General features: G+C 55.0%; 19 protein-coding genes. 10 read left to right on the top strand and 9 right to left on the bottom strand.

The features are described 5' to 3' along the window. Positions 1-129: 129 nt before the first annotated feature. A complete protein-coding gene (gene nhaB, locus MUU47_RS09155; protein ID WP_258987884.1) occupies positions 130-1,686 on the bottom strand; it encodes a sodium/proton antiporter NhaB in 1,557 nt (518 codons plus the stop codon). A 217-nt stretch (positions 1,687-1,903) separates the two neighbouring features. Between nhaB and fadR the strand changes: the two genes are divergently transcribed. Next, complete coding sequence (fadR, locus tag MUU47_RS09150; protein WP_110512281.1) at positions 1,904-2,623, top strand: fatty acid metabolism transcriptional regulator FadR; 720 nt, start codon at positions 1,904-1,906, stop codon at positions 2,621-2,623. 215 nt (positions 2,624-2,838) lie between these two features. On the opposite strand, the gene MUU47_RS09145 is transcribed toward fadR, so the two are convergent. Further along, the gene (locus MUU47_RS09145) at positions 2,839-4,371 is read right to left on the bottom strand and encodes a SpoVR family protein (protein WP_258987882.1); all 1,533 of its coding nucleotides are present in this window, start codon (positions 4,369-4,371) and stop codon (positions 2,839-2,841) included. A gap of 320 nt (positions 4,372-4,691) precedes the next feature. Here MUU47_RS09145 and MUU47_RS09140 point away from each other — a divergent pair, with 320 nt between their 5' ends. Continuing rightward, entirely contained in the window at positions 4,692-5,990 is a 1,299-nt protein-coding gene (locus MUU47_RS09140) for a D-amino acid dehydrogenase (RefSeq protein WP_258987881.1), read from the top strand. 9 nt (positions 5,991-5,999) lie between these two features. Next, positions 6,000-7,070: a catabolic alanine racemase DadX gene (gene dadX / locus MUU47_RS09135; protein WP_258987879.1), complete on the top strand. Its 1,071-nt coding sequence runs from the start codon at positions 6,000-6,002 to the stop codon at positions 7,068-7,070. 138 nt (positions 7,071-7,208) lie between these two features. On the opposite strand, the gene MUU47_RS09130 is transcribed toward dadX, so the two are convergent. Together MUU47_RS09130 and ldcA are read right to left on the bottom strand one after the other, a co-directional pair. Next, positions 7,209-8,942: a potassium/proton antiporter gene (locus MUU47_RS09130; RefSeq protein WP_258987876.1), complete on the bottom strand. Its 1,734-nt coding sequence runs from the start codon at positions 8,940-8,942 to the stop codon at positions 7,209-7,211. Between the two features lie 205 nt (positions 8,943-9,147). Then, positions 9,148-10,074, bottom strand: coding sequence for a muramoyltetrapeptide carboxypeptidase (ldcA, locus tag MUU47_RS09125; RefSeq protein WP_258987874.1), 927 nt, complete (start codon positions 10,072-10,074; stop codon positions 9,148-9,150). 92 nt (positions 10,075-10,166) lie between these two features. On the opposite strand from ldcA, the gene emtA reads away from it, so the two are divergent. Beyond that, complete coding sequence (gene emtA / locus MUU47_RS09120; protein WP_258987872.1) at positions 10,167-10,787, top strand: membrane-bound lytic murein transglycosylase EmtA; 621 nt, start codon at positions 10,167-10,169, stop codon at positions 10,785-10,787. On the opposite strand, the gene ycgR is transcribed toward emtA, so the two are convergent. Beyond that, positions 10,784-11,515 (bottom strand): flagellar brake protein YcgR, encoded by a 732-nt coding sequence (ycgR, locus tag MUU47_RS09115; protein WP_258987870.1) that lies wholly within the window; start codon positions 11,513-11,515, stop codon positions 10,784-10,786. The genes emtA and ycgR overlap by 4 nt on opposite strands. Before the next feature lie 210 nt (positions 11,516-11,725). Here ycgR and MUU47_RS09110 point away from each other — a divergent pair, with 210 nt between their 5' ends. Continuing rightward, positions 11,726-11,980, top strand: a complete 255-nt coding sequence (locus MUU47_RS09110) for a GlsB/YeaQ/YmgE family stress response membrane protein (protein ID WP_159776033.1) — start codon at positions 11,726-11,728, stop codon at positions 11,978-11,980. A 103-nt stretch (positions 11,981-12,083) separates the two neighbouring features. Here the strand turns inward: MUU47_RS09110 and MUU47_RS09105 are convergent, their stop codons facing one another. Both MUU47_RS09105 and MUU47_RS09100 read right to left on the bottom strand, forming a co-directional pair. Next, entirely contained in the window at positions 12,084-14,204 is a 2,121-nt protein-coding gene (locus MUU47_RS09105; RefSeq protein ID WP_258987868.1) for a TonB-dependent siderophore receptor, read from the bottom strand. Between the two features lie 255 nt (positions 14,205-14,459). Further along, entirely contained in the window at positions 14,460-16,220 is a 1,761-nt protein-coding gene (locus tag MUU47_RS09100) for an alpha,alpha-trehalase (protein WP_258987866.1), read from the bottom strand. A 298-nt stretch (positions 16,221-16,518) separates the two neighbouring features. On the opposite strand from MUU47_RS09100, the gene MUU47_RS09095 reads away from it, so the two are divergent. The 5 genes from MUU47_RS09095 to phnE (MUU47_RS09075) all read left to right on the top strand — a co-directional run bounded on the left by MUU47_RS09095 (position 16,519) and on the right by phnE (MUU47_RS09075) (position 21,623). Beyond that, complete coding sequence (locus MUU47_RS09095) at positions 16,519-17,910, top strand: glycoside-pentoside-hexuronide (GPH):cation symporter (RefSeq protein ID WP_258988177.1); 1,392 nt, start codon at positions 16,519-16,521, stop codon at positions 17,908-17,910. Between the two features lie 97 nt (positions 17,911-18,007). Beyond that, positions 18,008-18,850 carry a phosphonate ABC transporter ATP-binding protein gene (gene phnC, locus MUU47_RS09090; protein WP_258987863.1) on the top strand — a complete coding sequence of 281 codons (843 nt, stop codon included), beginning with the start codon at positions 18,008-18,010 and terminating at the stop codon, positions 18,848-18,850. A 31-nt stretch (positions 18,851-18,881) separates the two neighbouring features. Further along, positions 18,882-19,820: a phosphonate ABC transporter substrate-binding protein gene (gene phnD / locus MUU47_RS09085; RefSeq protein ID WP_258987861.1), complete on the top strand. Its 939-nt coding sequence runs from the start codon at positions 18,882-18,884 to the stop codon at positions 19,818-19,820. Positions 19,821-19,878: 58 nt separating this feature from the next. After that, complete coding sequence (gene phnE, locus MUU47_RS09080; RefSeq protein WP_374684743.1) at positions 19,879-20,745, top strand: phosphonate ABC transporter, permease protein PhnE; 867 nt, start codon at positions 19,879-19,881, stop codon at positions 20,743-20,745. Continuing rightward, complete coding sequence (phnE, locus tag MUU47_RS09075; RefSeq protein ID WP_258987858.1) at positions 20,742-21,623, top strand: phosphonate ABC transporter, permease protein PhnE; 882 nt, start codon at positions 20,742-20,744, stop codon at positions 21,621-21,623. The genes phnE (MUU47_RS09080) and phnE (MUU47_RS09075) overlap by 4 nt, the downstream gene beginning before the upstream one ends. A gap of 56 nt (positions 21,624-21,679) precedes the next feature. On the opposite strand, the gene MUU47_RS09070 is transcribed toward phnE (MUU47_RS09075), so the two are convergent. Both MUU47_RS09070 and MUU47_RS09065 read right to left on the bottom strand, forming a co-directional pair. Further along, complete coding sequence (locus MUU47_RS09070) at positions 21,680-22,789, bottom strand: mandelate racemase/muconate lactonizing enzyme family protein (protein WP_258987856.1); 1,110 nt, start codon at positions 22,787-22,789, stop codon at positions 21,680-21,682. Positions 22,790-22,800: 11 nt separating this feature from the next. Then, positions 22,801-23,658 carry a fumarylacetoacetate hydrolase family protein gene (locus MUU47_RS09065; protein ID WP_258987854.1) on the bottom strand — a complete coding sequence of 286 codons (858 nt, stop codon included), beginning with the start codon at positions 23,656-23,658 and terminating at the stop codon, positions 22,801-22,803. Positions 23,659-23,663: the final 5 nt, after the last annotated feature.

Below are 23,663 nucleotides of genomic sequence, written 5' to 3'. Positions count from 1 at the left end.
TCCCTGGAACATGCTAAGACACACGCAGTGTAAACGAAAACATTTACCGCGCCACTATGCAGGCGTGAATAATTACGTAAAAGGGAATGAATCGCCCGGAAAAGGTTCCGGGCGTTAATCAGAGGACGTTTAATGGACAGGCAGAGGGGCGCTCATCAGCCAGCCTTTGGCGGTCATCCACTCGGTGTAAGGCATCAGCGTCAGCTCCACGCACAGCAGGCCGACAATCGTCAGCACGATGGTGTACGGCAGTGCCATCCATACCATCCGACCATAAGAGAGGCGAATCAGCGGCGCGAGGGCGGACGTCAGCAGGAACAGGAATGCCGCCTGGCCGTTCGGTGTCGCCACCGATGGCAGATTGGTACCGGTGTTAATCGCCACTGCCAACATTTCAAACTGCGGCAGAGAAATCGCCCCGTGCTCCAGCGCGGATTTTGCCTCGTTGATATACACCGTGCCGACAAACACGTTATCGGAAATTGACGAGAGCAAGCCATTGAACAGATAAAACAGCGAAAGCTGCGCGTGCGGAGACGCCTGCAATACGTAGCTGATAATCGGTGCAAACAGATGTTGGTCGATAATCACCGCCACCACGGCGAAGAATACCGTCAGCAGCGCGGTAAACGGCAGCGCTTCGGTGAACGCTTTGCCGATGGCATGTTCATCGGTGACGCCGGTGAGCGAGGTGGCAAAGATGATAACCGTCAGGCCAATCAGTCCCACTTCCGCCAGGTGCAGCGCCAGCGCGATAACCAACCAGACGCCGATAACGCCCTGAATCACCAGTTTGAGTGTTTCCTGACGCGTACGCTGCTCGCTGCTTTTCACGTCAAAATCTTTCAGCACGGCGCGCACGCTGGTCGGCAGCGGTTCGCCGTAGCCAAACAGTTTGAATTTTTCGACCAGCAGGCAGGTTAACAGCCCGCAGAACAATACCGGCAGCGTGACCGGCAGCATACGCAGGAAGAACTCGCCAAAATGCCAGCCAACGGCTTTGGCGATGATCAGGTTTTGCGGTTCGCCGACCATTGTCATCACGCCACCGAGCGCCGTACCCACTCCGGCGTGCATCATCAGGCTGCGCAGGAAACTGCGGAACTGCTCGAGCACTTCTTTATTATGGATGTCGATATGGCTGTCATCGAGCATGTCGCTATCGGTCGGGCGCGCTGACGCGACCCGATGATAAATACCGTAGAACCCAACCGCGACGCTGATGATCACCGCTACCACCGTCAACGCATCCAGGAACGCCGATAAAAACGCGGCTGCAAGGCAGAAGGCTACCGAAAGCAGCATCTTGCTTTGAATCGTCAGCAACAGGCGGGTGAAAATGAACAGCAGTAGCTGCTTCATAAAATAGATGCCCGCGACCATGAAAATCAGCAGCAACAGCACTTCGAGGTTACTGGCAATTTCTTCACGCACATGCTCAGCGCTGGTCATGCCAATCATCACGCCTTCAATCGCCAGCAGGCCGCCAGGAAGCAGAGGATAACATTTCAGCGCCATCGCCAGAGTAAAGATAAACTCCGCCACCAGTAACCAACCCGCGATAAACGGGTCAATGAAGAAGACGACAGGGTTGATAACCAAAAACAGCAGGAGGGTCAGTTTGTACCAGTCCGGTGACTGACCGAGAAAGTTGCGCCACAGCGCACGAGAGGTTGATATATCCACGACAGATTTCCGATCCCGTCAAAAGTAAGCCATTTATTGAAGGTGAATCTCGAAGTATCCGCTCTGAAGCCGCTGCAAGCAAGCAAAGCCGGGGTGAACTAAATTTTTAAAATAAAACAGCGATCCCCTTTTAATTGCGGCGATGCGCTATCTGCCCCTTATCGGCTCTGGTATGATGAGTTCAATATTAGCAACGCTGTGTAATGGAAATCTCACTATGGTCATTAAGGCGCAGAGCCCAGCGGGTTTCGCGGAAGAGTACATCATTGAAAGTATCTGGAATAACCGTTTTGCCCCAGGCACTATTCTCCCCGCAGAGCGTGAGCTTTCTGAATTGATCGGTGTCACACGCACCACTCTTCGCGAAGTATTACAGCGTCTGGCTCGCGACGGCTGGTTGACCATTCAGCATGGTAAGCCGACCAAAGTGAACAATTTCTGGGAAACCTCAGGCTTAAACATTCTCGAAACGCTGGCGCGTCTGGATCACGACCGCGTGCCTCAGCTGATCGACAATCTGCTCTCTGTGCGTACCAACATCGCGACCATCTTTATCCGCACCGCGTTCCGTCAGCATCCTGAAGATGCGCTGAAAGTTTTGGCTACCGCACGCGAAGTGGAAGACCACGCCGATGCGTTTGCTGAACTCGATTACAGCATATTCCGCGGTCTGGCGTTTGCCTCCGGCAACCCGATTTATGGCCTGATCCTCAACGGCATGAAAGGGCTGTATACCCGCATTGGTCGTCACTATTTTGCCAATCCGGAAGCGCGCAGCCTGGCGCTGGGCTTCTACCATCAACTGACGAAAGTGTGTGAGCAGGGCGATCACGAACAGGTTTATGAAACCGTGCGTCGTTACGGCCACGAGTCCGGCCTGGTCTGGCACAAAATGCAGAAAACGCTGCCGGGTGATTTGGCCATTCACGGCCGCTAATCAAAGCGCAGTCAGTAAAAAGCCGGGTGAAAACCCGGCTTGAGATTGCTGACAAAGAAGGAAAAAGCGTGGTTTTTCCTTCTTTGTGGTTATCAGCCGAAAATCAATAAATTGATTTTCCTCGTTTTTTATCTGGTGCGATCTGTTCGTATCTCAAACGTTTTAGGTTTGTCATCAGTCTGAAGCCGGGTGAAAACCCGGCTTTTGCATTTCTGTCACAGGAGATTTTGTCGCGGCGGGCAACGTTCCAGCAGCTCTACGCTGCCATCGGCATTCTGTTGCTCCAGATGCACGTCGAAGCCCCACAGGCGATGCACGTGTTTAAGCACTTCCCGACGGCCCATATCCAGCGGCGCACGGTTATGCGGCACATAACGCAGCGTCAGAGAGCGATCCCCACGCAGATCCACGTTCCAGACCTGAATATTCGGCTCCAGATTGCTCAGGTTGTATTGCGAGGACAACCGGTTACGAATTTCCCGATAGCCTTCCTCATTGTGGATCGCAGCAATTTCCAGATAGTTATTGTGATCGTCATCGAGCACGGTAAACAGGCGGAAATCACGCATCACTTTCGGCGACAGGAACTGGCTAATGAAGCTCTCATCTTTGAAATCGCGCATCGCAAAATGCAGCGTCTCAAGCCAGTCGGAGCCAGCGATGTCCGGGAACCAATATTTATCCTCTTCCGTCGGTGTCTGGCAGATACGCTTGATGTCCTGGAACATCGCAAAACCGAGTGCATACGGGTTAATACCGTTGTACCACGGGCTGTTATACGGCGGCTGGAACACCACGTTGGTGTGGCTGTGCAAAAACTCCAGCATAAACCGCTCGGTCACTTTCCCTTCGTCATACAGATGATTCAGGATGGTGTAGTGCCAGAATGTCGCCCAGCCTTCGTTCATCACCTGGGTTTGTTTTTGCGGATAAAAATACTGACTGACCTTACGCACAATGCGCAGGATTTCACGCTGCCAGGACTCGAGCAGTGGGGCATTTTTTTCCATAAAGTAGAGCAGGTTTTCCTGCGCTTCGGACGGATAACGTCGGGCCTCTGCCACGGTTTTCTCTTCTTCTTTCTTCGGCAGCGTACGCCACAGGGTGTTCACCTGGCTTTGCAGATATTCCTCGCGGCTTTTCTGTCGGGCCTTCTCTTCCTGTAGCGAAATTTTCTGCGGACGTTTGTATCGGTCGACGCCGTAGTTCATCAGCGCATGGCAGGAATCGAGCAGTTTTTCTACTTCGTCCACGCCATAGCGCTCTTCGCATTCGGTAATGTATTTACGCGCGAAAATCAGGTAATCGACAATCGAACTGGCGTCGGTCCAGCTGCGGAACAGGTAGTTATTTTTGAAGAAAGAGTTATGCCCGTAGCACGCGTGCGCCATGACCAGCGCCTGCATGGTCATGGTGTTCTCTTCCATCAGATAGGCGATACACGGGTTGGAGTTTATGACGATTTCATACGCCAGCCCCTGTTGACCGTGTTTGTAGAGCCGCTCGGTTTCAATGAACTTTTTGCCAAACGACCAGTGGGTATAGTTGATAGGCATCCCGACGCTGGAATAGGCATCCATCATCTGTTCGGAGGTAATGACTTCGATTTGATGAGGATAGGTGTCGAGCCGGTAAAGCTTCGCCACCCGGTCGATTTCCGCCAGATAGGTATCCAGCAGCTCGAAGGTCCAGTCAGGTCCATCGCTCAGACGTGTGGTGTCCTTATTCATGGAGTCAATCGTAGCCATTAGCGCGCCCTCATTGTTGGCGGCCCTCTCTGTGTGGAGAGCCTCACTATCAAGAATAGAACACCGCCGCCTGAACGCGCGAACAGCAAATATTTTCCTTCGAGATTTCCCTGCGTCAGCGGCGACAAAATTCATAATTAGCGGAATATTGTGCTGACGAAAATTACCCCGCAGCAGGAGATTTCAAAACCACGCATACCTTTGTAGCACGGCCATGTGTGAGGTAAGTCACCATAAAAAAAGCGTATGTTGAATAATATTTTCGTCTGAGTTATCAATTTGTAATCAGAAGATTGTTCTTTTACGAATCTGGAGTCGCTATGCGAGTGGTTATCCTCGGAAGTGGGGTAGTGGGCGTGGCCAGCGCCTGGTATTTGCGTCAGGCTGGACATGATGTGACCGTCATCGACCGGGAGCCGGGCCCGGCGCTGGAAACCAGTGCTGCCAATGCCGGACAAATTTCTCCCGGTTACGCTGCGCCGTGGGCCGCGCCGGGCGTGCCGCTGAAGGCGATCAAATGGATGTTCCAGCGCCATGCGCCGCTGGCCATCAGCCTCGACGGCACGTCAACCCAGCTGAAATGGATGTGGCAGATGCTGCGCAACTGCGATACCCGCCACTACATGGAAAACAAAGGCCGCATGGTGCGGCTGGCGGAATACAGCCGCGACTGCCTGATGGCGCTGCGCGACAGCACGGGCATCGAATACGAAGGCCGTCAGGGCGGCACGCTGCAACTTTTCCGCACCGAACAGCAGTATGAAAACGCCACCCGCGACATCGCGGTGCTACAGGATGCTGGCGTGCCATATCAACTGCTGGAAGCCAACCGTCTGGCGGAAGTGGAGCCTGCGCTGGCAGAAGTGGCGCATAAACTTACCGGTGGTCTGCGCTTACCGAATGACGAAACCGGCGACTGCCAGCTTTTCACCCAGCGCCTGGCGAAAATGGCGGAAGACGCGGGGGTGGTGTTCCGCTACAACACGCCAGTGGACAAACTGCTGTCGGAAGGCGACCAGATTTACGGCGTGAAGTGCGGCGATGAAGTCATCAAAGCCGATGCTTACGTGATGGCGTTTGGGTCGTATTCCACCTCCATGCTGAAAGGCATTGTCGATATCCCGGTCTATCCGCTGAAAGGCTACTCGCTGACTATCCCGGTCAAAGAGGACGATGGCGCGCCGGTATCGACTATTCTTGATGAAACATACAAAATTGCGATAACACGATTCGATAACCGGATCCGTGTCGGTGGCATGGCTGAGATTGTCGGCTTCAACACCGAACTGCTGCGTGCCCGGCGCGAGACGCTGGAAATGGTCGTCCGCGACCTGTTCCCGCGCGGGGGGCACGTCGAACAGGCCACCTTCTGGACCGGACTGCGACCAATGACGCCGGACGGTACGCCGATTGTGGGACGCACACCGTATAAAAATTTATGGCTGAACACCGGACACGGCACGCTGGGCTGGACTATGGCCTGCGGCTCCGGTCAGCTACTGAGCGATCTGCTTTCTGGGCGCACGCCTGCGATTGGGTACGAGGATTTGGGCGTGGCCCGCTATCAGTCAGGTTATACGCCTTCGCGCCCTCAGCATTTGCACGGCGCGCACAATTAAGGAGCCGTTATGTCACGTCCCGTTGTAGCCAGCCTCGATTTAAAGGCGCTGCGGCAGAACCTTGTAGTGGTGCGATCTGCGGCACCGGAGTCCCGCGTCTGGTCGGTTGTTAAAGCTAACGGCTACGGTCATGGAATCGAACGAATCTGGAGTGCGTTAAACGATACGGATGGTTTTGCGCTGCTCAATCTGGAAGAGGCTGTCCTTCTGCGCGAACGCGGCTGGAAAGGGCCGATTCTGATGCTGGAAGGCTTTTTCCACGCTGACGATTTACCGCTGTATGACCAATACCGACTCACCACAACCGTGCACAGCAACTGGCAGCTGAAAGCGCTGCAAAACGCAAAGCTGAAAGCACCGCTGGATGTCTACGTCAAAGTGAACAGCGGTATGAACCGCCTCGGGTTTACACCTGAGAAGGTGCACACCGTCTGGCAGCAGCTGCGTGCGATGAGCAATATCAGCGACATGACGCTGATGTCTCACTTTGCCGATGCGGAAAATCCCGACGGCCTCACCGAGGCTATGGAAAAGATAGAACAGGCTGCGGAAGGGCTCGATTGTCCACGATCGCTTGCCAACTCTGCTGCCACGTTGTGGCACCCGAAAGCGCATTTCGACTGGGTCCGCCCGGGAATTGTGCTCTACGGCGCGTCACCTTCCGGGAAATGGCAGGACATTGCCAACAGCGGGCTGAAACCGGTGATGACCCTGAGCAGCGAGATTATTGCGGTGCAGAATCTTAAAGCGGGTGACACTGTGGGCTATGGACGTTTGTACAAAGCCCGGCAGGAGCAGCGTATCGGCATTGTGGCCTGTGGCTATGCCGATGGGTATCCGCGCAATGCGCCAGACGGTACGCCGGTGCTGGTGGACGGTGTTCGCACCGTTACGGTAGGGCGGGTGTCGATGGATATGCTGGCGGTGGATTTAACGCCGTGCCCGCAGGCCGGGATTGGCACGCCGGTCGAACTGTGGGGTAAAGAGATTAAAATCGACGACGTTGCCAGTCGGTGCGACACTGTGGGGTATGAATTGATGTGCGCGCTGGCGATGCGAGTGCCGGTTGTGACTGAGTGAGCGTCGTTTTGCCCGGCGGCGCAGGATCGCCGGGCGTACAAAATCCTGGCACGTAGGCCCGGTTGCACCAGTGTATAAACGACAAAATCCTGGCACGTCGGCCCGGTAAACGATGTGCCACCGGGCACCAGACCGCACTTACTCCATTTCCTCTTCGGCAACGCGAACACCTACTTTCAGCACCGCGTTGTCTTCTTTCTCTGCCACGGTCCAGACCATCCCGGCAAACTCCACCTGGTCGCCGACTACCGGCGCCGCGCCTAACAGATGCTGCACAATTTCGCCCAGCGACTGCTGGTTATCGCGAAATTCTTCCCCGCCGTCGAGACCGTAAACCATCGCCACATCGGCAAATTTAGCGCTGGCCTCAAGAATAAAGTCACCGAAGAATCGCTGATCCAGCGCTACCGGCGGCGACTGGCTGAACAGCTTACCGAGTAACGGCAAATCCCGCTCGCGACCAATCACGCACAGCACATCGCCTTCCCGCAAACGGGTGCTGCCCGTTGGGTGCAGCAGCACATTGTCACGGAACAGTGCTGCAATACGGGTATCGCGCGGCATATGCAAATCCCGAAGCGCAGCGCCAACGCACCATTTATCGGCGCTGAGCTGATAAACAAACTGCTCCCACGGGTTTTCCGGGTGAATATCTAACCCCACACGCGACACCGGCCAGCCGACCGGAGGTACCACCACTTTGGCTTTTTTTGCCGCCCAGGAGAGCGATGTCCCCTGCAACAGCAGCGAAATCAGCACTACGAAGAAGGCGACGTTAAAGAACAATCGCGCGTTTTCCAGCCCGGCCATCATCGGGAAAACCGCGAGGATGATGGGTACCGCGCCGCGCAGGCCGACCCAGCTGATAAACACGCGCTCGCGCAAATTAAAACCGCGAAACGGCAGCAGGCCAATAAACACCGATAACGGACGTGCGAAGAAAATCATCCCGGCAGAGAGCAGTAGCGCCGGAATCGCGATAGGCAGCAGGTCGGACGGCGTCACCAGCAGGCCGAGCACCAGGAACATGCCAATTTGTGCCAGCCACGCCAGACCATCAAAGTTCTGCAAAATCGCGTAACGGTTGCGAATCGGGCGGTTGCCGAGCAGAAAACCACACAGGTACACCGCCAGAATGCCGCTGCCGTCGAGCGTTGTCGTTACTGCGAAAATCATGATCCCGCCACTCAGCGCCAATAGCGGATAAAGCCCGGCAGGCAGGGTAATGCGGTTGATCATCTGTAACACCAGGTAGCCGCCGCCGAGGCCAATCAGAATACCCAGCCCGAACTGCTGAATGATGTGCACCGCGAACATCCAGCTCAGCCCGGTTTCGTGCTGCTGGATCATTTCAATCAGGGTGATGGTGAGGAAAACCGCCATCGGGTCATTGCTGCCGGATTCAATTTCCAGCGTCGAGCCGACACGCTCGTTCAGCCCTTTACCGCCAAGCAGAGAGAACACTGCTGCCGCATCCGTCGAGCCAACAATGGCGCCAATCAGCATGCCTTCAATCAAATCGAGGTGGAACAGCCACGCGGCCATCAGCCCGGTGAGTCCGGAGGTGATAAGCACGCCGACCGTCGCCAGTGACAGCGCCGGGCCGAGTGCTACGCGAAACGAACTCGCCTGAGTGCGCATCCCGCCATCAAGCAGGATAACCGCCAGTGCGAGGTTACTGACCATGTACGCGAAGGGGTAATTATCAAACGGAATGCCGCCAATGCCATCGATACCGGCCAGCATGCCGATAGCAAGGAAGATCACCAGAATCGGGATACCGAGTCGTGAGGAAAAGGAACTGAGTAAAATACTGAAGGTGACCAGCACCGACCCCAGAATGAACAAACTGATTATTGCCCCGGCATCCAACGTTCACGTACTCCCTATATCGCGTGACTTAATGGTAAAACGTTATCATACATGCATGTAAATCGATGGATTTATATACCCGTCATCCTTCAAGCTGCATCTTTGTTGGCTACGTTCACTCGCCCGAATCACTTAGGTTACTAAGCTCATCGGAACTCATTCTCTTGCCGCCGCGATACAACTCGAATTATTTTGGGTATAAGAGCTATGAATGCTTTTTTTCTCCACTGATGACCGGATGACCCGTCATCGACAGCGTGGTTGACTTCGCGTTATGCACCAGACGCGCCTGTGATCCGAGCGGCAGCGTCACCGTGCGCTGCTCATGGCCAAAATCAAGCCCGCTGATAACCGGGATAGATAACCGCGATTGCAGATAATCTATCATCACCGGCAAATCGTAACCCGCATCGTAGTCGTTTGGCTCCGCGCCACTGAAGCTGCCGAGCACAATTGCCCGCTGACGGCCTAAAATACCCGCATGGAACAGTTGCAGCAGCATACGCTCCACGCGGAACGGGTGTTCGTTAATGTCTTCCAGCACCAGAATGCCGTCGTCAATTTGCGGCATCCACGGGGTGCCAATGAGCGACACCAGCATCGCCAGATTACCGCCCCACAGCGTACCGTTCACATCACAGACCCGGCCGTTGCCTTGCCATTCCACGGAAAATGCCCCGTTTCGCAGCGCGCGCCAGAAGTGCTCTAGGGTAAATTCATTGAGCGTTTCCGCCCCGAAATTGCCCACCAGCATTGGCCCACTGAAGGTGATTACCCCTTCGCACAGGAGTGCCATCTGAATGGCAGTGAAATCGCTATGACCGCAAATCAGCAGCGGATCGTTTTGCTGACGTAATGCGATGGCCTTCCAGTCAATCATGTCCAATACACGGTTTGCGCCATAGCCGCCGCGTACGGCTAAAACGAGGTTATCGCGACCAGAAAGTGTCGCCAGCGCATTGATATCGCCCGCGCGCTCCACTTCTGTACCGGCAAAACGCTGCTGGCGGCGCGTGAGAATGCGCTGATTATTGACCTGGTATCCTGCCTCCTCCAGACGCGCAATCCCGCGCGTGGCGGCCTGTTGGTTAATGCAATAGCCTGAGGGAGCAATCAGATGAAACAGAGTCATGGCAATTCCTTGCAGAGAATGAAACAGTTATCATGCCGCCTGAACATCGCGTTGTCATTAGCGCAGCACACTTCAGTGAAAAGGATAGAAGCGTGAAATTGAGATGGTTTGTAGTTTTATTTGTCTTGCTTGCCGGATGTAGTTCAAAACCGAAAAACGATTACCGCAATCCACCGTACAACCCGACGGTACCCGTTCAGCGGGCGATGCAGTGGATGCCAATCAGCCAGAAGGCCGGTGCGGCGTGGGGACTCGACCCTAAATTCATCACTGCCATTATCGCGGTTGAATCAGGCGGTAATCCGAATGTGGTCAGTAAATCTGGCGCAGTGGGGCTGATGCAGCTTAAACCTTCCACCGCCGGGCGTGAAGTCTATCGCTACATGGGCTGGAAGGGCGATCCGTCGGTCAGTGAGCTGAAAAACCCGGAACGTAACATCTCGATGGGTACTGCCTACTTCAGCATCCTTGAACATGGCGTGCTGGCGGGCATTGAGGATCCGCAAGTGATGCAGTATGCGCTGGTTACCTCCTACGTTAATGGCGCGGGCGCGCTGCTGCGAACCTTCTCCTCGGACCGTAAAACGGCGATCAGGAAGATTAACGGCATGGATAAGGATGAGTTCTTCAATTATATCGTCGAGAATCACCCTTCATCACAAGCGCCGCGCTACATCTGGAAAGTGCAGAAAGCGATGGACGCGATTGACTAACGCACTTTATTCGCGCGTTCGCGAGCCTCACGCTCCAGAGAGAAGATAATTCGCTGGAGCGTGCGCTCAATCGCCGGGCTGACGTTAAGAAAACGAAAGCTCAGGCGCGGGGTGCTGATCGTCTCATTCTTGCTGTCTACCACCTTGCGCTCGCTCAGTGAAAGCAACTGCGCGTCGAAATGAAATTTTCCCCATTCCCCCATATCCAGCTCCATCTGTGGGAGCATCACCCCAGATTTCAGGGCTGCAGGCGGAGCGCCATCCAGTAATGCGCCCATTCCGCCGAGTGACAAATCACACAAACGAAAACGCACTTCGCTGTTATCGGGCAGTTTCGCCTTGCAGTAATACACCGGATGAAGCGGGGCGGTAATGCGGAAAAATTCGCGACGCTGCACAAACCACAGCGACGGCGGCACGGGCATCGTAAAGGCGGGTAAATCGAGGAACTGGCCGGGCGTTATCTTCGGCACCGTAAATTCGATTTTCGCCCCTTGAGTTTCGGCGGAGAGAGTAATGTTTTCCGCACGCTGAACGGCACGGTTTTCATATTCCTGACTGCCGTAATCGATAATCAGTGCCTGAGATGAGATATCGAGAATACGGGTAATAAATTGCGACGTACCCCACGAGACACGCAAAGGTACGTGGTCGCGGTGCAAATCGCGAAGAACGTTTAACACTGCCAGCGGATTTTGTTTAAGGAATTGCTCATTGTAATGACTCACGCCTGGTCGCTCCTTATCGACAGAGATTCGATAAACTATCGGCAGCGCGAAACATAACTTAATACAAGCGGGTGAAAATTTTGTAACCGATAAAATTTTTAGTTGAATCCCTTCTTTTTGGGAATGTTTACCTATACTTAAGGGAACCAAAGCACACAATAGTCGTGTTTAAATTGTGGTTATTTTTGCTTATTTTGGAGGATGGTTAAAATGGGTATTCTGACCTGGATTATTTTTGGACTGATTGCGGGTGTTATTGCGAAACTGATTATGCCGGGTCGTGACGGCGGCGGTTTTATTCTCACCTGTATTCTGGGGATCGTCGGTGCCGTGGTTGGCGGCTGGTTGGCTACCATGTTTGGTATCGGCAGTGTTTCCGGCTTTAATATGCACAGTTTCCTCGTGGCGGTTGTGGGTGCCATCGTGGTGCTGGTGGTATTCAGATTACTGCGTCGCAACGCATAAATATGACTGCCCGGCGGCGCATGTTTTCCGGGCCTACTTTATAAACGGTAGGTCCGGTCAGCGAAGCGCCACCGGGCGTTTTTCTAACTTTTCTAACTACACATCAGAAATCATATCCGACGGTGGCGATGACCGAACGCTCAGCACCCCAGTAGCAGTTATTGGTGCCGTAGCAGCCAGAAACATACTCTCTGTCGGTCAGGTTATTCGCATTAACCTGCAAATACGCCCCTTTCAAAGCTGATGTCCAGGCACCCAGATCCGCACGGATCATCGCATCCAGCAGCGTAGTCGACGGCAGACGTTCGGTATTCGCGTCATCAGCCCACTGTTTGCCGATATAACGCACGCCCGCGCCCGCGCTAATCCCGTAATCAAACTTATAGTGTGCCCAGAACGATGCCATCTGATCCGGCGTCAACTGCGGCGTATTGTCGTCGGTGCCGTCTTTGGTATCAGCAAAGCGCAGGCGGTTCCAGGTGTACCCGGCGATGGTGCTCAGGCGCGGCGTCAGCTGATTGCGTGCTTCCAGTTCTACACCCTGCGAATGCACTTTCCCGGCGGGCAGGAAGGTGGCAGTGGCGATATTGGTATCACGCGTGGCCACGTCTTTTTGCGTCAGGTCGTACATTGCGATGCTGTACATGTCCGCCGTGCCCGGTGGCTGGAATTTCAGACCAGCTTCGTACTGCTCGGCGGTGGTCGGTTTCAATAACTGACCGTCCGGGCCTGCCAGCATTGCAGGCGTGATGGCCTGGCTGTAGCTGATGTACGGCGACAAGCCGTTTTCAAAGGCATACAGCAAGGAGGCACGGCTGCTGATATGGTCATCGGAACGACGCGAAGACGTGCCGAATGTATCGCTCACCTGCTCCGAAACAATGCGGTCATAGCGCGCGGAGAGATCCGCATGCCAGCGGTTCCACACCATCTCATCCTGCAAATACAGACCGGCCTGATAATAGCGGCGATTGTTATAATCGCTATAGGTCAGGGTATGTCCATCCTGCGCGGTATAACCACTCCACGGATCGAGCGGAGACGCGCCGCCTGCACGGCTCCACAGGTCATTGCGGAAGCGGTGATATTCACCGCCCAACACCACGGTGTGCGACACGTCACCGGTGTTGAAATCAGCCTTAATGCGGTTATCGGTCGACCAGCCGTCGAGCGAACCGGTTGAACCGCTATAGCCACGGGCCAGCATATCGCTGTCGCCAATCCAACCCACCTGATAAACCTGGTCGAGATTTACGTCGGAATGGGTATAGCTGCCGCTTGAATAAACTGACCAAATATCATTGAACTGGTGATTAAATTCGTAGCTGTAAATCTGCTCACGGCGCTGGTAGCCGTCGCTCGGATCACCTTCATTGGTGTGATTGCTGAGTTTGCGACCATTGTGTTCATAGCGCGTGCCATCCAGCGGCAGCGAGCCGTGATAGCCGCCCGACGGATCTTTTTGCAGATACGCACGCAGCAACAGGCTGGTGTCAGAATCAGGCTGCCACAGCAGCGACGGGGAAATCGCGTAACGTTCTTCGCGGGTGTTATCGACCTGGGTATCGGTGTTCCGGGTGATCCCAATCACGCGATACGCCCACTGATCGTTAATTGCGTCGGTGTAATCGAAAGCGGCGCCTTTTGTGCCCTGGGTGCCACCGAACGCCTGAATGTGGCCTTCGGAGGTAAACTGTGGACGTTTGGAGGTCAGGTTAACCAGTCCGCCGGGTACGCTTTGGCCGTACAGCGCGGAAGAGGGGCCTTTGATAACATCAATGCGGTCGAGGAACCACGGGTCAATCTGAATGACGTTGTGACTGCCGCCGTCGCTCATCAGGCGCATGCCGTCGAGGAAGATGTTGTCCACGTCACCGCCGTGGTAGCCACGCAGGGAAATGGCGTCGAAGCGCGTTGCCGAGCCGCCAAAGGTGCTGTACACGCCCGGCGTATAGCTCAGCGCCTGACTGACGTTGGTCGCACCCTGATCTTCCATCTGCTGACGGGTTACAACGGACACCGACTGGGCGGTTGTGATCAGCGGCTGATCGGTTTTGGTGGCACCGGTTGAGGATTTAACCGTATAGCCCTGGGTCGGTGCGGTCGCGGATTCAGCCGGTTGAGCGGTAACCACCACCGTTTCCTCGGCGAAAGACGAGCAGGGGAACGCCAGCGCCAGGGCGCAAAGTACTGACGAGCGTTTGAGGCGCAGTGTGTTATTCATCGCATAATCCTAAAAAACCCGGCCTGGCACTCCTGTGCGCCACCGTGTCAAAACGTGCGAAAATGTCATTTTTCGTAAAAAGAATGCGAATTATTATTGTTTGCGTTAATCGAAGCAAGCGAAGAAATGTCAGAGTCGCTGCCGGAAATCCACGGCTTCATTACGGTTACCGGCTGGAAAGCAGAGCGGGAAGGGGGTAGCGGATGATGCGAAAAAAAAGCCTGCTACCAAAACGGGTAGCAGGTCGAGAGTCGATTATTGCGTTTTTTCAGCCGGAGCGGCTGGGGTTGGGCTTGTCGCAGGCGCGGTAGACGTCGCCGGCGTGGTCGATTTCACCGGAGCCTCGACGGACGCTGTCGCTGCGGGCCGTGTTGTTGGCACGTTGTCGCACGGTTTTTCTTTCGGGCAAATTAAATCGAGCATTTTCAACGTCACGCCGTTACTCCAGCCGAAACCATCCTGCAGTGGATATTCACCCCCGCCGCCGCCCGTGCCGGTGGACGTGATGTCATATTTCTCCACCAGTTTTTGCTGGCTGTCGTAGGTGTGCTGCACGTTGGTCAGGAATCGCCAGGAAACGTCCATCGCGATTTTGTCCTGGCCGTAGTTTTGCAGCCCTTCGGTGGCGACCCATTGCAGCGGTGCCCAGCCGTTCGGGGAATCCCACTGCTGACCACTGTTGACGGTGGTGGTCGCAATGCCGCCTGCTTTCAGCAGCCGCGATTCCGTTGCCGTCGCCATTTTTGCCGCTCTGTCGTTTGAGGCGGCGTTAACGTACAGCGGGAACAGCGCGGCGGCGGTCAGCTGATTACGCACCTTGTGCGTTTTCAGGTCGTAATCAGCGTACCAGCCCTCTTTGTCGTTCCACAGATAATGCTCCATCGCCTTCTGGCGGTCGCTTGCCAGCGTATCGTAACGCGTGGCTTTGGCGTCATCACCCGCAGCTTTACTAGCGCTGGCGATGATTTTCTCCATCTTGAACATCAATGCGTTAAGGTCAACCGGCACTATGCTGGTGGTACGAATGGTGCTGAGTTTTTGCGGGTCATCCATCCAGCGTGAGCTGAAATCCCACCCGGACGCGGCGGCAGAGCGCAGGTCACGGTAAATTTCCGTCGCCGGGCGATTCGGATTACTTTTGGCGGTATTTACATCGTCGAGCCACGATTCCGGGCGCGGCGTGTCTTTGTCATCCCAATAGCGGTTGAGCAGCGCGCCGTCATTGAGTTTGACCACGCGTTTATTGGCCTCGCCGTTTTGCAGCGCGTCCTCACCGTCCATCCAGTAGGCGTGCTCTTTTTCCATCTGCGGCAAGTATTTTTTCAGCGCGTCGCTGTCGTGTTTCGCCAGCAGTTCCACCATCAGCGAGAAAAACGGCGGTTGCGAACGGCTCAGATAATAGGTTCGGTTGCCGTTAGGAATATGGCCCCAGGTGTCAATTTCATAGGCGAAGTTGGCGACCATATCCTCGATTTTGTCCCAGTGACCGCTCTCCGCGAGGCCCAGCATCGTGAAATAGCTGTCCCAGTAATACACTTCGCGGAAGCGCCCGCCGGGCACCACATACGGTTTCGGCAACGGCAGCAGGGAATCCCACTTCGCGGCGCTGTCAGTGGTACGTGTCAGCACCGGCCACAGGCCGTCGATATGCTCACGCAGGCTCTGGCCCGCAGGCGGCACGTACTTGTCTTTTTCCTGTGGCAGAGAGAAGTTCACTTCTACAAAATGGCGCAGGTCAAAGCTCGACTGATTGCGCTGCATCCGGTAGTCCGCAAGGATCATCAGCGGGTCACCCTTAGGTACCGCATCGGCAAACGTTTTTTGATCCGGGAACAGCTTCGCGCTTTGCACATCATTAAACAGCGGACCCAATAAAATATCCGGCGACTGCGGTGTGGCGGCGAGGACGTCATCCGCCTGGGCTGAGGTCAGACTCAGCGAGAGTAGGGCGCCACCGAGGGCGAGTTGCAGGGCGAGGTAAAGCGTATCAGGGCGGCGCAAAGCGGGTTTTCTCATCGTTGATTCTCCTTTTAGCTGCGCAAATTCCGCTGTTTACAACCATAGACGAATATTGGGCCCGGCGTGTGTCGGGGTTAACGTTTTGCACCTTTCCAGACAAATTCCCGTTGCGCGGTTATGTGAGCAATAAAACAAAAAAATCGAGAATATATCTCCTTGATCCCTCTGAGATCACATAAAGCAAAAAACATAAGAAACTAGCTAAAAAACATAATGGACCGTCTTTCACTGGCTGTGCAAAAAATAGCGCCACATAAGAAACCGGTTACACAACGTAATACTGAAGGGGAGTTTTATCGTGGCAGGTGAAAAGTTATCCGTCAGAGAAAAAGTCGGCTATAGCCTCGGTGATGCCGCCAGTCATATCGTTTTCGATTCATCGGTCGCTATTCTTGCCTGGTATTATACCGATATTTATGGATTACCACCGGCAGTCATGGGTACCATGTTTTTATTAGTGAGAATATTAGATGCGATTACCGACCCGATAATGGGGGCCATTGCTGATGCGACCGCCACCCGCTGGGGACGCTTCCGACCATGGCTGTTGGCTATCTGCATTCCCTTCGCCGTGAGCTGTGTGCTGGTTTATTCTATTCCGAGTTTTTCAGACAGCGGAAAAGTCGTCTATGCCGTCGCGGCCTATATATTTATGACGCTGATGTACACCGCAATTAATATCCCATACTGCTCATTAGGCGCGGCACTGACCACCGACCCGCAGGAAAGTCTGTCGCTGCAATCCTGGCGCTTTGCCATTACTCCCATTGGCGGCGCATTAGGCACAGCGTTAATTTTACCGCTGGCAGATTATCTATATCCAGGCGACAGAGCGACCGGTGTTCAGGTGGCCATGGCGATATTTGGTATCATTGGTTGCCTGATGTTTATCGTCTGTTTCTTAACCACCAAAGAGCGCGTTCAGCCGATTAAAGAAGAGAATCTGAATATTGCCCGCGATATGAAAATACTGTTCCGCAACGATCAGTGGCGGATACTGTCGGTATATAACTTCACGATGCTGGTGGCGGTGGTTATTCGCGGCGGGGCGGTGGTCTATTTCGTGAATAGCGTGCTGCGCGAAGGGGCGGATATCATCAGCTGGTTTATGCTCGGGGGCATGTTCGCCTCGATGTTTGGCTCGGTGTTAGCCAAACCGTTTGGCACCCGCTTCTGTAAAGTAAAACTCTCGTTCTGGATAAACCTTATCAATGCGGTATTGGGTGTGGTGTGCTTCATGCTGCCGATGAATTACTGGGTCATTCCGCTTTTCGCTCATATTCTGATTCAACTGGTCCAGGGCGGGAATGCAGCCATTCAGTGGTCAATGATAACGGACGCCAACAACTATGGTGAATGGAAAACCCAACGCCGTATTACTGGCATGAACGTGGCAGCCAATATTTTTGTTATCAAGCTTGGCGTCGCGGTCGGCGGGGCGATTCTCGGTTGGGTGCTGGCGTATTATGGCTATGCTTCAAGCAGCCAGGTGCAGTCGGCTGAAGCCCTGTACGGCATCGTTCTGCTGTTCTCAGTCATCCCATCGGTGTTCTATCTGTTGACCGCCATTGCCATCAGATACTACGGCCTGACTGAAGCAAGGATGAATGCAATTGTGACTGATCTGAATCACGGCGTATTTGCTGAGTCAGAGCGCGCAGCGGAGACCTCTTCCGTCACGCCATAAGCCGTGATGTTCATCTGTTTATCGTTTTTCTGTCATTAAAGCGTCATGCGCAGCGTTGTTAATAACCCACGGCGAAAACAAGCAACGTGGAACTCTTATGAACAACGCTCGCGCACTCTTTTCCCTGAACGATTATCCCGTTCAACCGCAGATTATTCACGCCCCACAGCGCAAAGTGCTGAGCGTGAAAAACGTATGCAAGTCGTACAACGCCCAGCAAAAGGTGTTGAACGACATCAATTTTGACCTTCATGCGGGTGAAATGGTGGGGATCGTCGGGCGTTCAGGAGCGGGGAAATCCACGCTGCTGCACGTACTCAACGGCACTCACACTGCAACCTCGGGCGAACTGCTCAGCTATCCGGAAGTCGGTCTCCCGCGTGATGTTTCCGGCATCAGCGGACGCGCGCTCAATGAATGGCGCAGCGAATGCGGCATGATTTTCCAGGACTTCTGCCTGGTCCCGCGCCTCGATGTGCTGACCAACGTCTTGCTCGGTCGACTGAGCCAGACCTCAACGTTCAAATCCCTGTTCAAAGTGTTCTCGGACGACGACCGCGCTCGCGCTATCGCGCTGCTCGAATGGATGAACATGCTACCTCATGCGCTACAGCGCGCAGAAAACCTCTCCGGTGGGCAGATGCAGCGCGTGGCGATTTGCCGGGCGCTTATCCAGAACCCGTCGATTCTGCTGGCCGACGAGCCCGTGGCCTCGCTCGACCCGAAAAACACCCAGCGCATTATGACCGCCCTGCGTGAAGTCAGCGAGCAGGGCATCAGCGTAATGGTCAACCTGCACTCGATTGAACTGGTGAAAAATTACTGCACCCGCGTGATAGGCATCGCGCAGGGGCAAATCGTGTTTGACGGTCATCCGGACGACTTAAACCCGGATGTCCTGCAGCAACTTTATGTCGACGAAATCAGCCAGCTCCATTAATCCTCAACTCAAGACAACACGGGCAATGATAATGAATAAGCACATGACGAGCGCATTACGTTTTTCCGCGATGATGGCAGGGCTGCTGGTGGCATGGCAGGCCACGGCGGAGCAACCGAAAGAGCTGAATCTGGGTATTCTGGGCGGGCAAAATGCCACCCAGCAGATTGGCGATAACCAGTGCGTGAAGGATTTTCTCGACAAGGAACTGAGCGTCGACACCAAACTGCGTAATTCCTCTGACTATTCTGGTGTTATCCAGGGCCTGTTGGGCGGCAAAGTGGACGTAGTGCTGAGCATGTCGCCATCGTCGTACGCCTCGATATACATCAACAACCCGAAAGCGGTCGATATCGTCGGTATCGCGGTGGACGATAAAGACCAGTCTCGCGGTTACCACTCGGTGGTTATCGTCAAAGCCGACAGTTCGTACAAAACCCTTGATGACCTGAAAGGCAAATCTTTCGGTATGGCTGACCCGGATTCAACCTCCGGTTTCCTGATCCCGAACCAGGCCTTCAAGAAGAAATTCGGCGGCACCACGGATGATAAATACAATAACTTCTTCTCCAGCGTCACCTTCTCTGGCGGCCACGAGCAGGACATTCTCGGCGTGCTGAACGGCCAGTTCGCAGGCGCAGTGACCTGGGCGTCGATGGTGGGTAACTACAACGATGGATACACTGCCGGAGCGTTCAACCGCCTGATCCGCATGGGAAACCCGGACCTGATGAAAAACATCCGCATCATCTGGCAATCGCCGCTGATCCCGAACGGACCAATCCTGGTGAGTAATAGCCTTCCGCCAGAATTCAAAACCAAAGTCGTCGATGCGGTGAAGAAACTGGATAAAGAAGATCACCAGTGCTTCATCAAAGCGATGGGTGGCACCCAGCACATCGGCCCGGCGACCGTGGCGGATTTCCAGCAGATTATCGACATGAAACGCGAACTGGTTAACGCCCGTTAATCAGACCTTTTCACTCCCCCGTGCAGCCTGCGGGGGAGAGTCCATTGCGCGAGTGAACATGCAGAATACTGAATTTGAACGTTACTACCAGCAGGTGAAAATGCGTCAGACGCGCGACACGTTCACCTGGTCGGCGCTGCTGCTGGTGCTCTACATCGCGGCAGGGCAAGCCGCCGAATTTAATCTCCTCACCATCTGGCACTCTCTGCCGAATTTCCTCGATTACATGCTCGAAACCGTGCCGACGCTGCACGGCGGCGTGCTGTTTGGCGATGTGCACACCAAAGGATCGCTGGCCTACTGGGGCTACCGCTTGCCGATTCAGTTACCGCTCATCTGGGAAACACTACAGCTGGCGCTGGCTTCCACGCTGGTGGCGGTGGCGTTAGCGACGATCCTCGCGTTTCTGGCGGCGCGTAATGCCTGGGCACCCGCAGGTTTACGCTTTGGCATCCGCGCGCTGGTGGCGTTTCTGCGCACGATGCCGGAGCTGGCGTGGGCGGTGATTTTCGTCATGGCTTTTGGGATTGGCGCGATCCCGGGCTTTCTGGCACTGACACTGCACACCATCGGCAGCCTGACCAAGCTGTTCTACGAAGCGATTGAAAGCGCGCAGGACAAACCGGTGCGCGGCCTCATCGCCTGTGGTGCTTCGCCGATACAGCGGATGCGTTTCGCGCTGTGGCCGCAGGTCAAACCGATATTTCTCTCATATGGATTCATGCGTCTTGAAATCAACTTCCGCTCGTCGACCATTCTTGGGCTGGTCGGTGCGGGCGGGATTGGTCAGGAGCTGATGACCAATATCAAACTCGACCGCTACGACCAGGTGAGCATGACCCTGCTGCTGATTGTCATCGTGGTCTCGCTGTTGGATACATTGTCTGGCCGCCTGCGTCAGCGGGTGCTGGAGGGGAAAAAATGAACAACTGGCAAGCGGTGACTGACACCGAACATTACCGCGAAGCGCACCCGGCGCTGTTTCGCGCCCAGGGTCGCTACCTGCGCCATCTGGCGATTCTGGCGCTGGCGGTCGGGCTGTATTACGTCTGGTTCTTCATCCAGTTTGGTATCAGTTACGAACAGCTCACCACCGGGATGCAGCAGCTTGGGCGCTACTTCTTCCGCATGTTCGTCTGGCATGATTTTCTCAACTGGCCGTTTGGCTACTACTTCCGCCAGATTGGCATCACGCTGGCGATTGTCTTTTCCGGCACCATCACCGCCACGGTGATTGCGCTGCTGCTGTCGTTTCTTGCCGCGCGTAACGTCATGCGTGGCCCGGTAACACGGTTTGTGGCGATGTTTATGCGTCGGCTGTTTGACCTGCTGCGCGGGATCGACATGGCTATCTGGGGCCTGATTTTCGTGCGCGCCGTCGGTCTTGGCCCGCTTGCCGGGGTACTGGCGATAATCATGCAGGACACCGGATTGCTTGGGCGTTTATATGCCGAAGGGCACGAGGCCGTGGAGCGTTCACCGGGCCGCGGTCTGACGGCGGTTGGCGCCAACGGACTGCAAAAACACCGCTTTGGCATCTTCACTCAATCGTTCCCGACGTTCCTCGCGCTAAGCCTCTATCAGCTGGAATCCAACACCCGATCGGCGGCCGTACTAGGCTTCGTCGGGGCGGGCGGTATCGGGCTGATTTACGCTGAGAACATGCGCCTGTGGAACTGGGACGTAGTGATGTTTATTACTCTGCTGTTGGTGGCAGTCGTGATGACCATGGATGCGCTGTCATCGTGGCTGCGTCGCCGCTACATTACTGGCGCAGTTATTCCGCTTTATAAAGCAGAGTGATCGTACAAACGAAGCAGCGCGAACCCAAATCCGGAGGCGTTCGCGCTAAGGCAAGATTAACGCGTCAGACGTTGATAACTGCCTGGCAGCGTGTGGCGCTCGAGAGCACGAAGATCCCAGTCAATGCCAAGCCCTGGGGAGGACGGTGGTAAACCGTAACCGTTTTCCACCTGCATCGGCTGGTGGGTAAGCGTATCAAGCTGAGGAATATATTCTAGCCAGCGGGCATTTGGCACTGCCGCACACAGCGAAACGTGGAGTTCCATCAGGAAATGTGGACACACCGCGATATTGAAGCACTCGGCAAGATGCGCCACCTTCAGCCATGGCGTAATGCCGCCGATACGCGCCACGTCGACCTGTACGACAGAACAGGCGTTCTGCTGCAGATACTCGCGGAAGTGCAGGGCGCTGTAGATACTCTCCCCGACGGCGATGGGCACGCTGGTCTGCTGGCTCAGGCGAATATGCCCCTGTAAATCGTCGGCCGGAAGGGGTTCTTCCAGCCAGCCGATATCCAGTTCTTCATAATGATGCGCTCGGCGAATGGCCTCATCGACCCGGAAGGCCTGGTTGGCATCGGTGAAAATCTCGAAATTATCGCCCACCGCCTCGCGTACTGCGCGCAGGCGAGACATATCTTCTTTAACCGACAGGCCGACTTTCATTTTGGTGGCGGCAAAACCGTTTTCCTGGCATTCCAGCGCATTTTCAACCAGTTCACTGGTCGACAAATTGAGCCAGCCGCCTTCGGTGTTATAAAGCGGGATACGCGACTGTGCGCCCCCTGCGGCGATCCAGAGCGGTTGGTTGCTCCGCTTACAGCGCAGATCCCACAGCGCGGTATCAATGGTCGCCAGTGCCAGAGAGGTAATCGCCCCGACGGAGGTGGCATGAGTCAGAAACAGCAGTTCGCGCCAGCGCTGTTCAATTTCGTCTGCTTCTTTGCCAAGCAGCGCGGGTGCCAGCGTTTTTTCCAGTAAAGAGAGAACGGCGGGGCCGCCGGTGCCAATGGTATAGCTGTAACCCAGGCCTTGCGCGCCGTCTGAATCGGTAATGCGCACAAACGGTGTTTCCTGGCACACAAACGCCTGGATAGCATCTTCCCGCCGAACTTTTGGCTCCAGCATCACCATAAAAACTTCAACGGATGTAATTACTGCCATAACGGTTTTCCTTACTGTGGGGAGCCGGATTCGGCGCGGGTCAGTTGCTGTTGTTCACCCAGCCCTTCAATACCAAGGCGCAGGGTCTGGCCGGGTCTCAGATACACGGGAGGGGTCTGTCCCATGCCAACGCCGGGCGGCGTACCGGTAGAAATAATGTCCCCGGGATAGAGCGTCATAAATTGCGAAATGTAGGCAATCAGATAGCGCACGCCATACACCATGGTGGCCGTGGAGCCTTGCTGATAGCGATGACCGTCCACCTCAAGCCACATGTTGAGATTTTGCGGGTCGGGGATCTCATCCGTAGTCACCAGCCACGGGCCGGTTGGGCCAAACGTGTCGCAGCTTTTGCCTTTTACCCACTGACCCTGGCGTTCGATCTGGAAGGCGCGCTCGGACAAATCGTTGATCACACAGTAACCGGCGATGTATTCCATTGCCTCGGCTTCGCTGACGTATTTCGCCTTTTTACCGATGACGACCCCCAACTCGACTTCCCAGTCCGTTTTCTGTGAACCGCGAGGGATCTCCACCTCGTCGTTTGGCCCGACAATAGCGTGAGGGGACTTCATAAACAGAATGGGTTCGGGCGGAACCACAGCGTTGGTTTCTGCGGCGTGATCGGAATAGTTCAGCCCAACGCAGATAAACTTGCGACTGCCGCCGACGCAGGAGCCGAGGCGCGGATTGCCTTCCACCAACGGCAGTTCATCGGTTGAAATCGAGGCCAGGCGAGCAAGCATTTCCGGTGACAGCGTATCGGCACTGATGTCGTCAATCCATGCGGATAGGTCACGAATGTTTCCCTGGCTGTCGAGGAGTCCGGGGCGTTCCTGACCCGGCTGACCAAAGCGAAGTAAGCGCATTACAG

The sequence above is a fragment of the Scandinavium hiltneri genome (genome assembly GCF_024764835.1).
GTDB classification, from domain to species: Bacteria; Pseudomonadota; Gammaproteobacteria; order Enterobacterales; family Enterobacteriaceae; genus Scandinavium; species Scandinavium hiltneri.
Note: the sequence above shows the minus strand (reverse complement) of the source record. Positions and strands in the feature narration are given on the sequence as shown.

Coding starts and splice junctions, on each gene's coding strand:
- MUU47_RS09145 (WP_258987882.1), bottom strand. CDS start 4,371: ATGGCTACGATTGACTCCATGAATAAGGACACCACACGTCTGAGCGAT.
- MUU47_RS09070 (WP_258987856.1), bottom strand. CDS start 22,789: ATGGCAGTAATTACATCCGTTGAAGTTTTTATGGTGATGCTGGAGCCA.
- ldcA (WP_258987874.1), bottom strand. CDS start 10,074: ATGACTCTGTTTCATCTGATTGCTCCCTCAGGCTATTGCATTAACCAA.
- phnE (WP_374684743.1), top strand. CDS start 19,879: ATGCAGAATACTGAATTTGAACGTTACTACCAGCAGGTGAAAATGCGT.
- MUU47_RS09110 (WP_159776033.1), top strand. CDS start 11,726: ATGGGTATTCTGACCTGGATTATTTTTGGACTGATTGCGGGTGTTATT.
- MUU47_RS09105 (WP_258987868.1), bottom strand. CDS start 14,204: ATGAATAACACACTGCGCCTCAAACGCTCGTCAGTACTTTGCGCCCTG.
- phnC (WP_258987863.1), top strand. CDS start 18,008: ATGAACAACGCTCGCGCACTCTTTTCCCTGAACGATTATCCCGTTCAA.
- MUU47_RS09100 (WP_258987866.1), bottom strand. CDS start 16,220: ATGAGAAAACCCGCTTTGCGCCGCCCTGATACGCTTTACCTCGCCCTG.
- MUU47_RS09140 (WP_258987881.1), top strand. CDS start 4,692: ATGCGAGTGGTTATCCTCGGAAGTGGGGTAGTGGGCGTGGCCAGCGCC.
- phnE (WP_258987858.1), top strand. CDS start 20,742: ATGAACAACTGGCAAGCGGTGACTGACACCGAACATTACCGCGAAGCG.
- MUU47_RS09065 (WP_258987854.1), bottom strand. CDS start 23,658: ATGCGCTTACTTCGCTTTGGTCAGCCGGGTCAGGAACGCCCCGGACTC.
- phnD (WP_258987861.1), top strand. CDS start 18,882: ATGAATAAGCACATGACGAGCGCATTACGTTTTTCCGCGATGATGGCA.
- dadX (WP_258987879.1), top strand. CDS start 6,000: ATGTCACGTCCCGTTGTAGCCAGCCTCGATTTAAAGGCGCTGCGGCAG.
- fadR (WP_110512281.1), top strand. CDS start 1,904: ATGGTCATTAAGGCGCAGAGCCCAGCGGGTTTCGCGGAAGAGTACATC.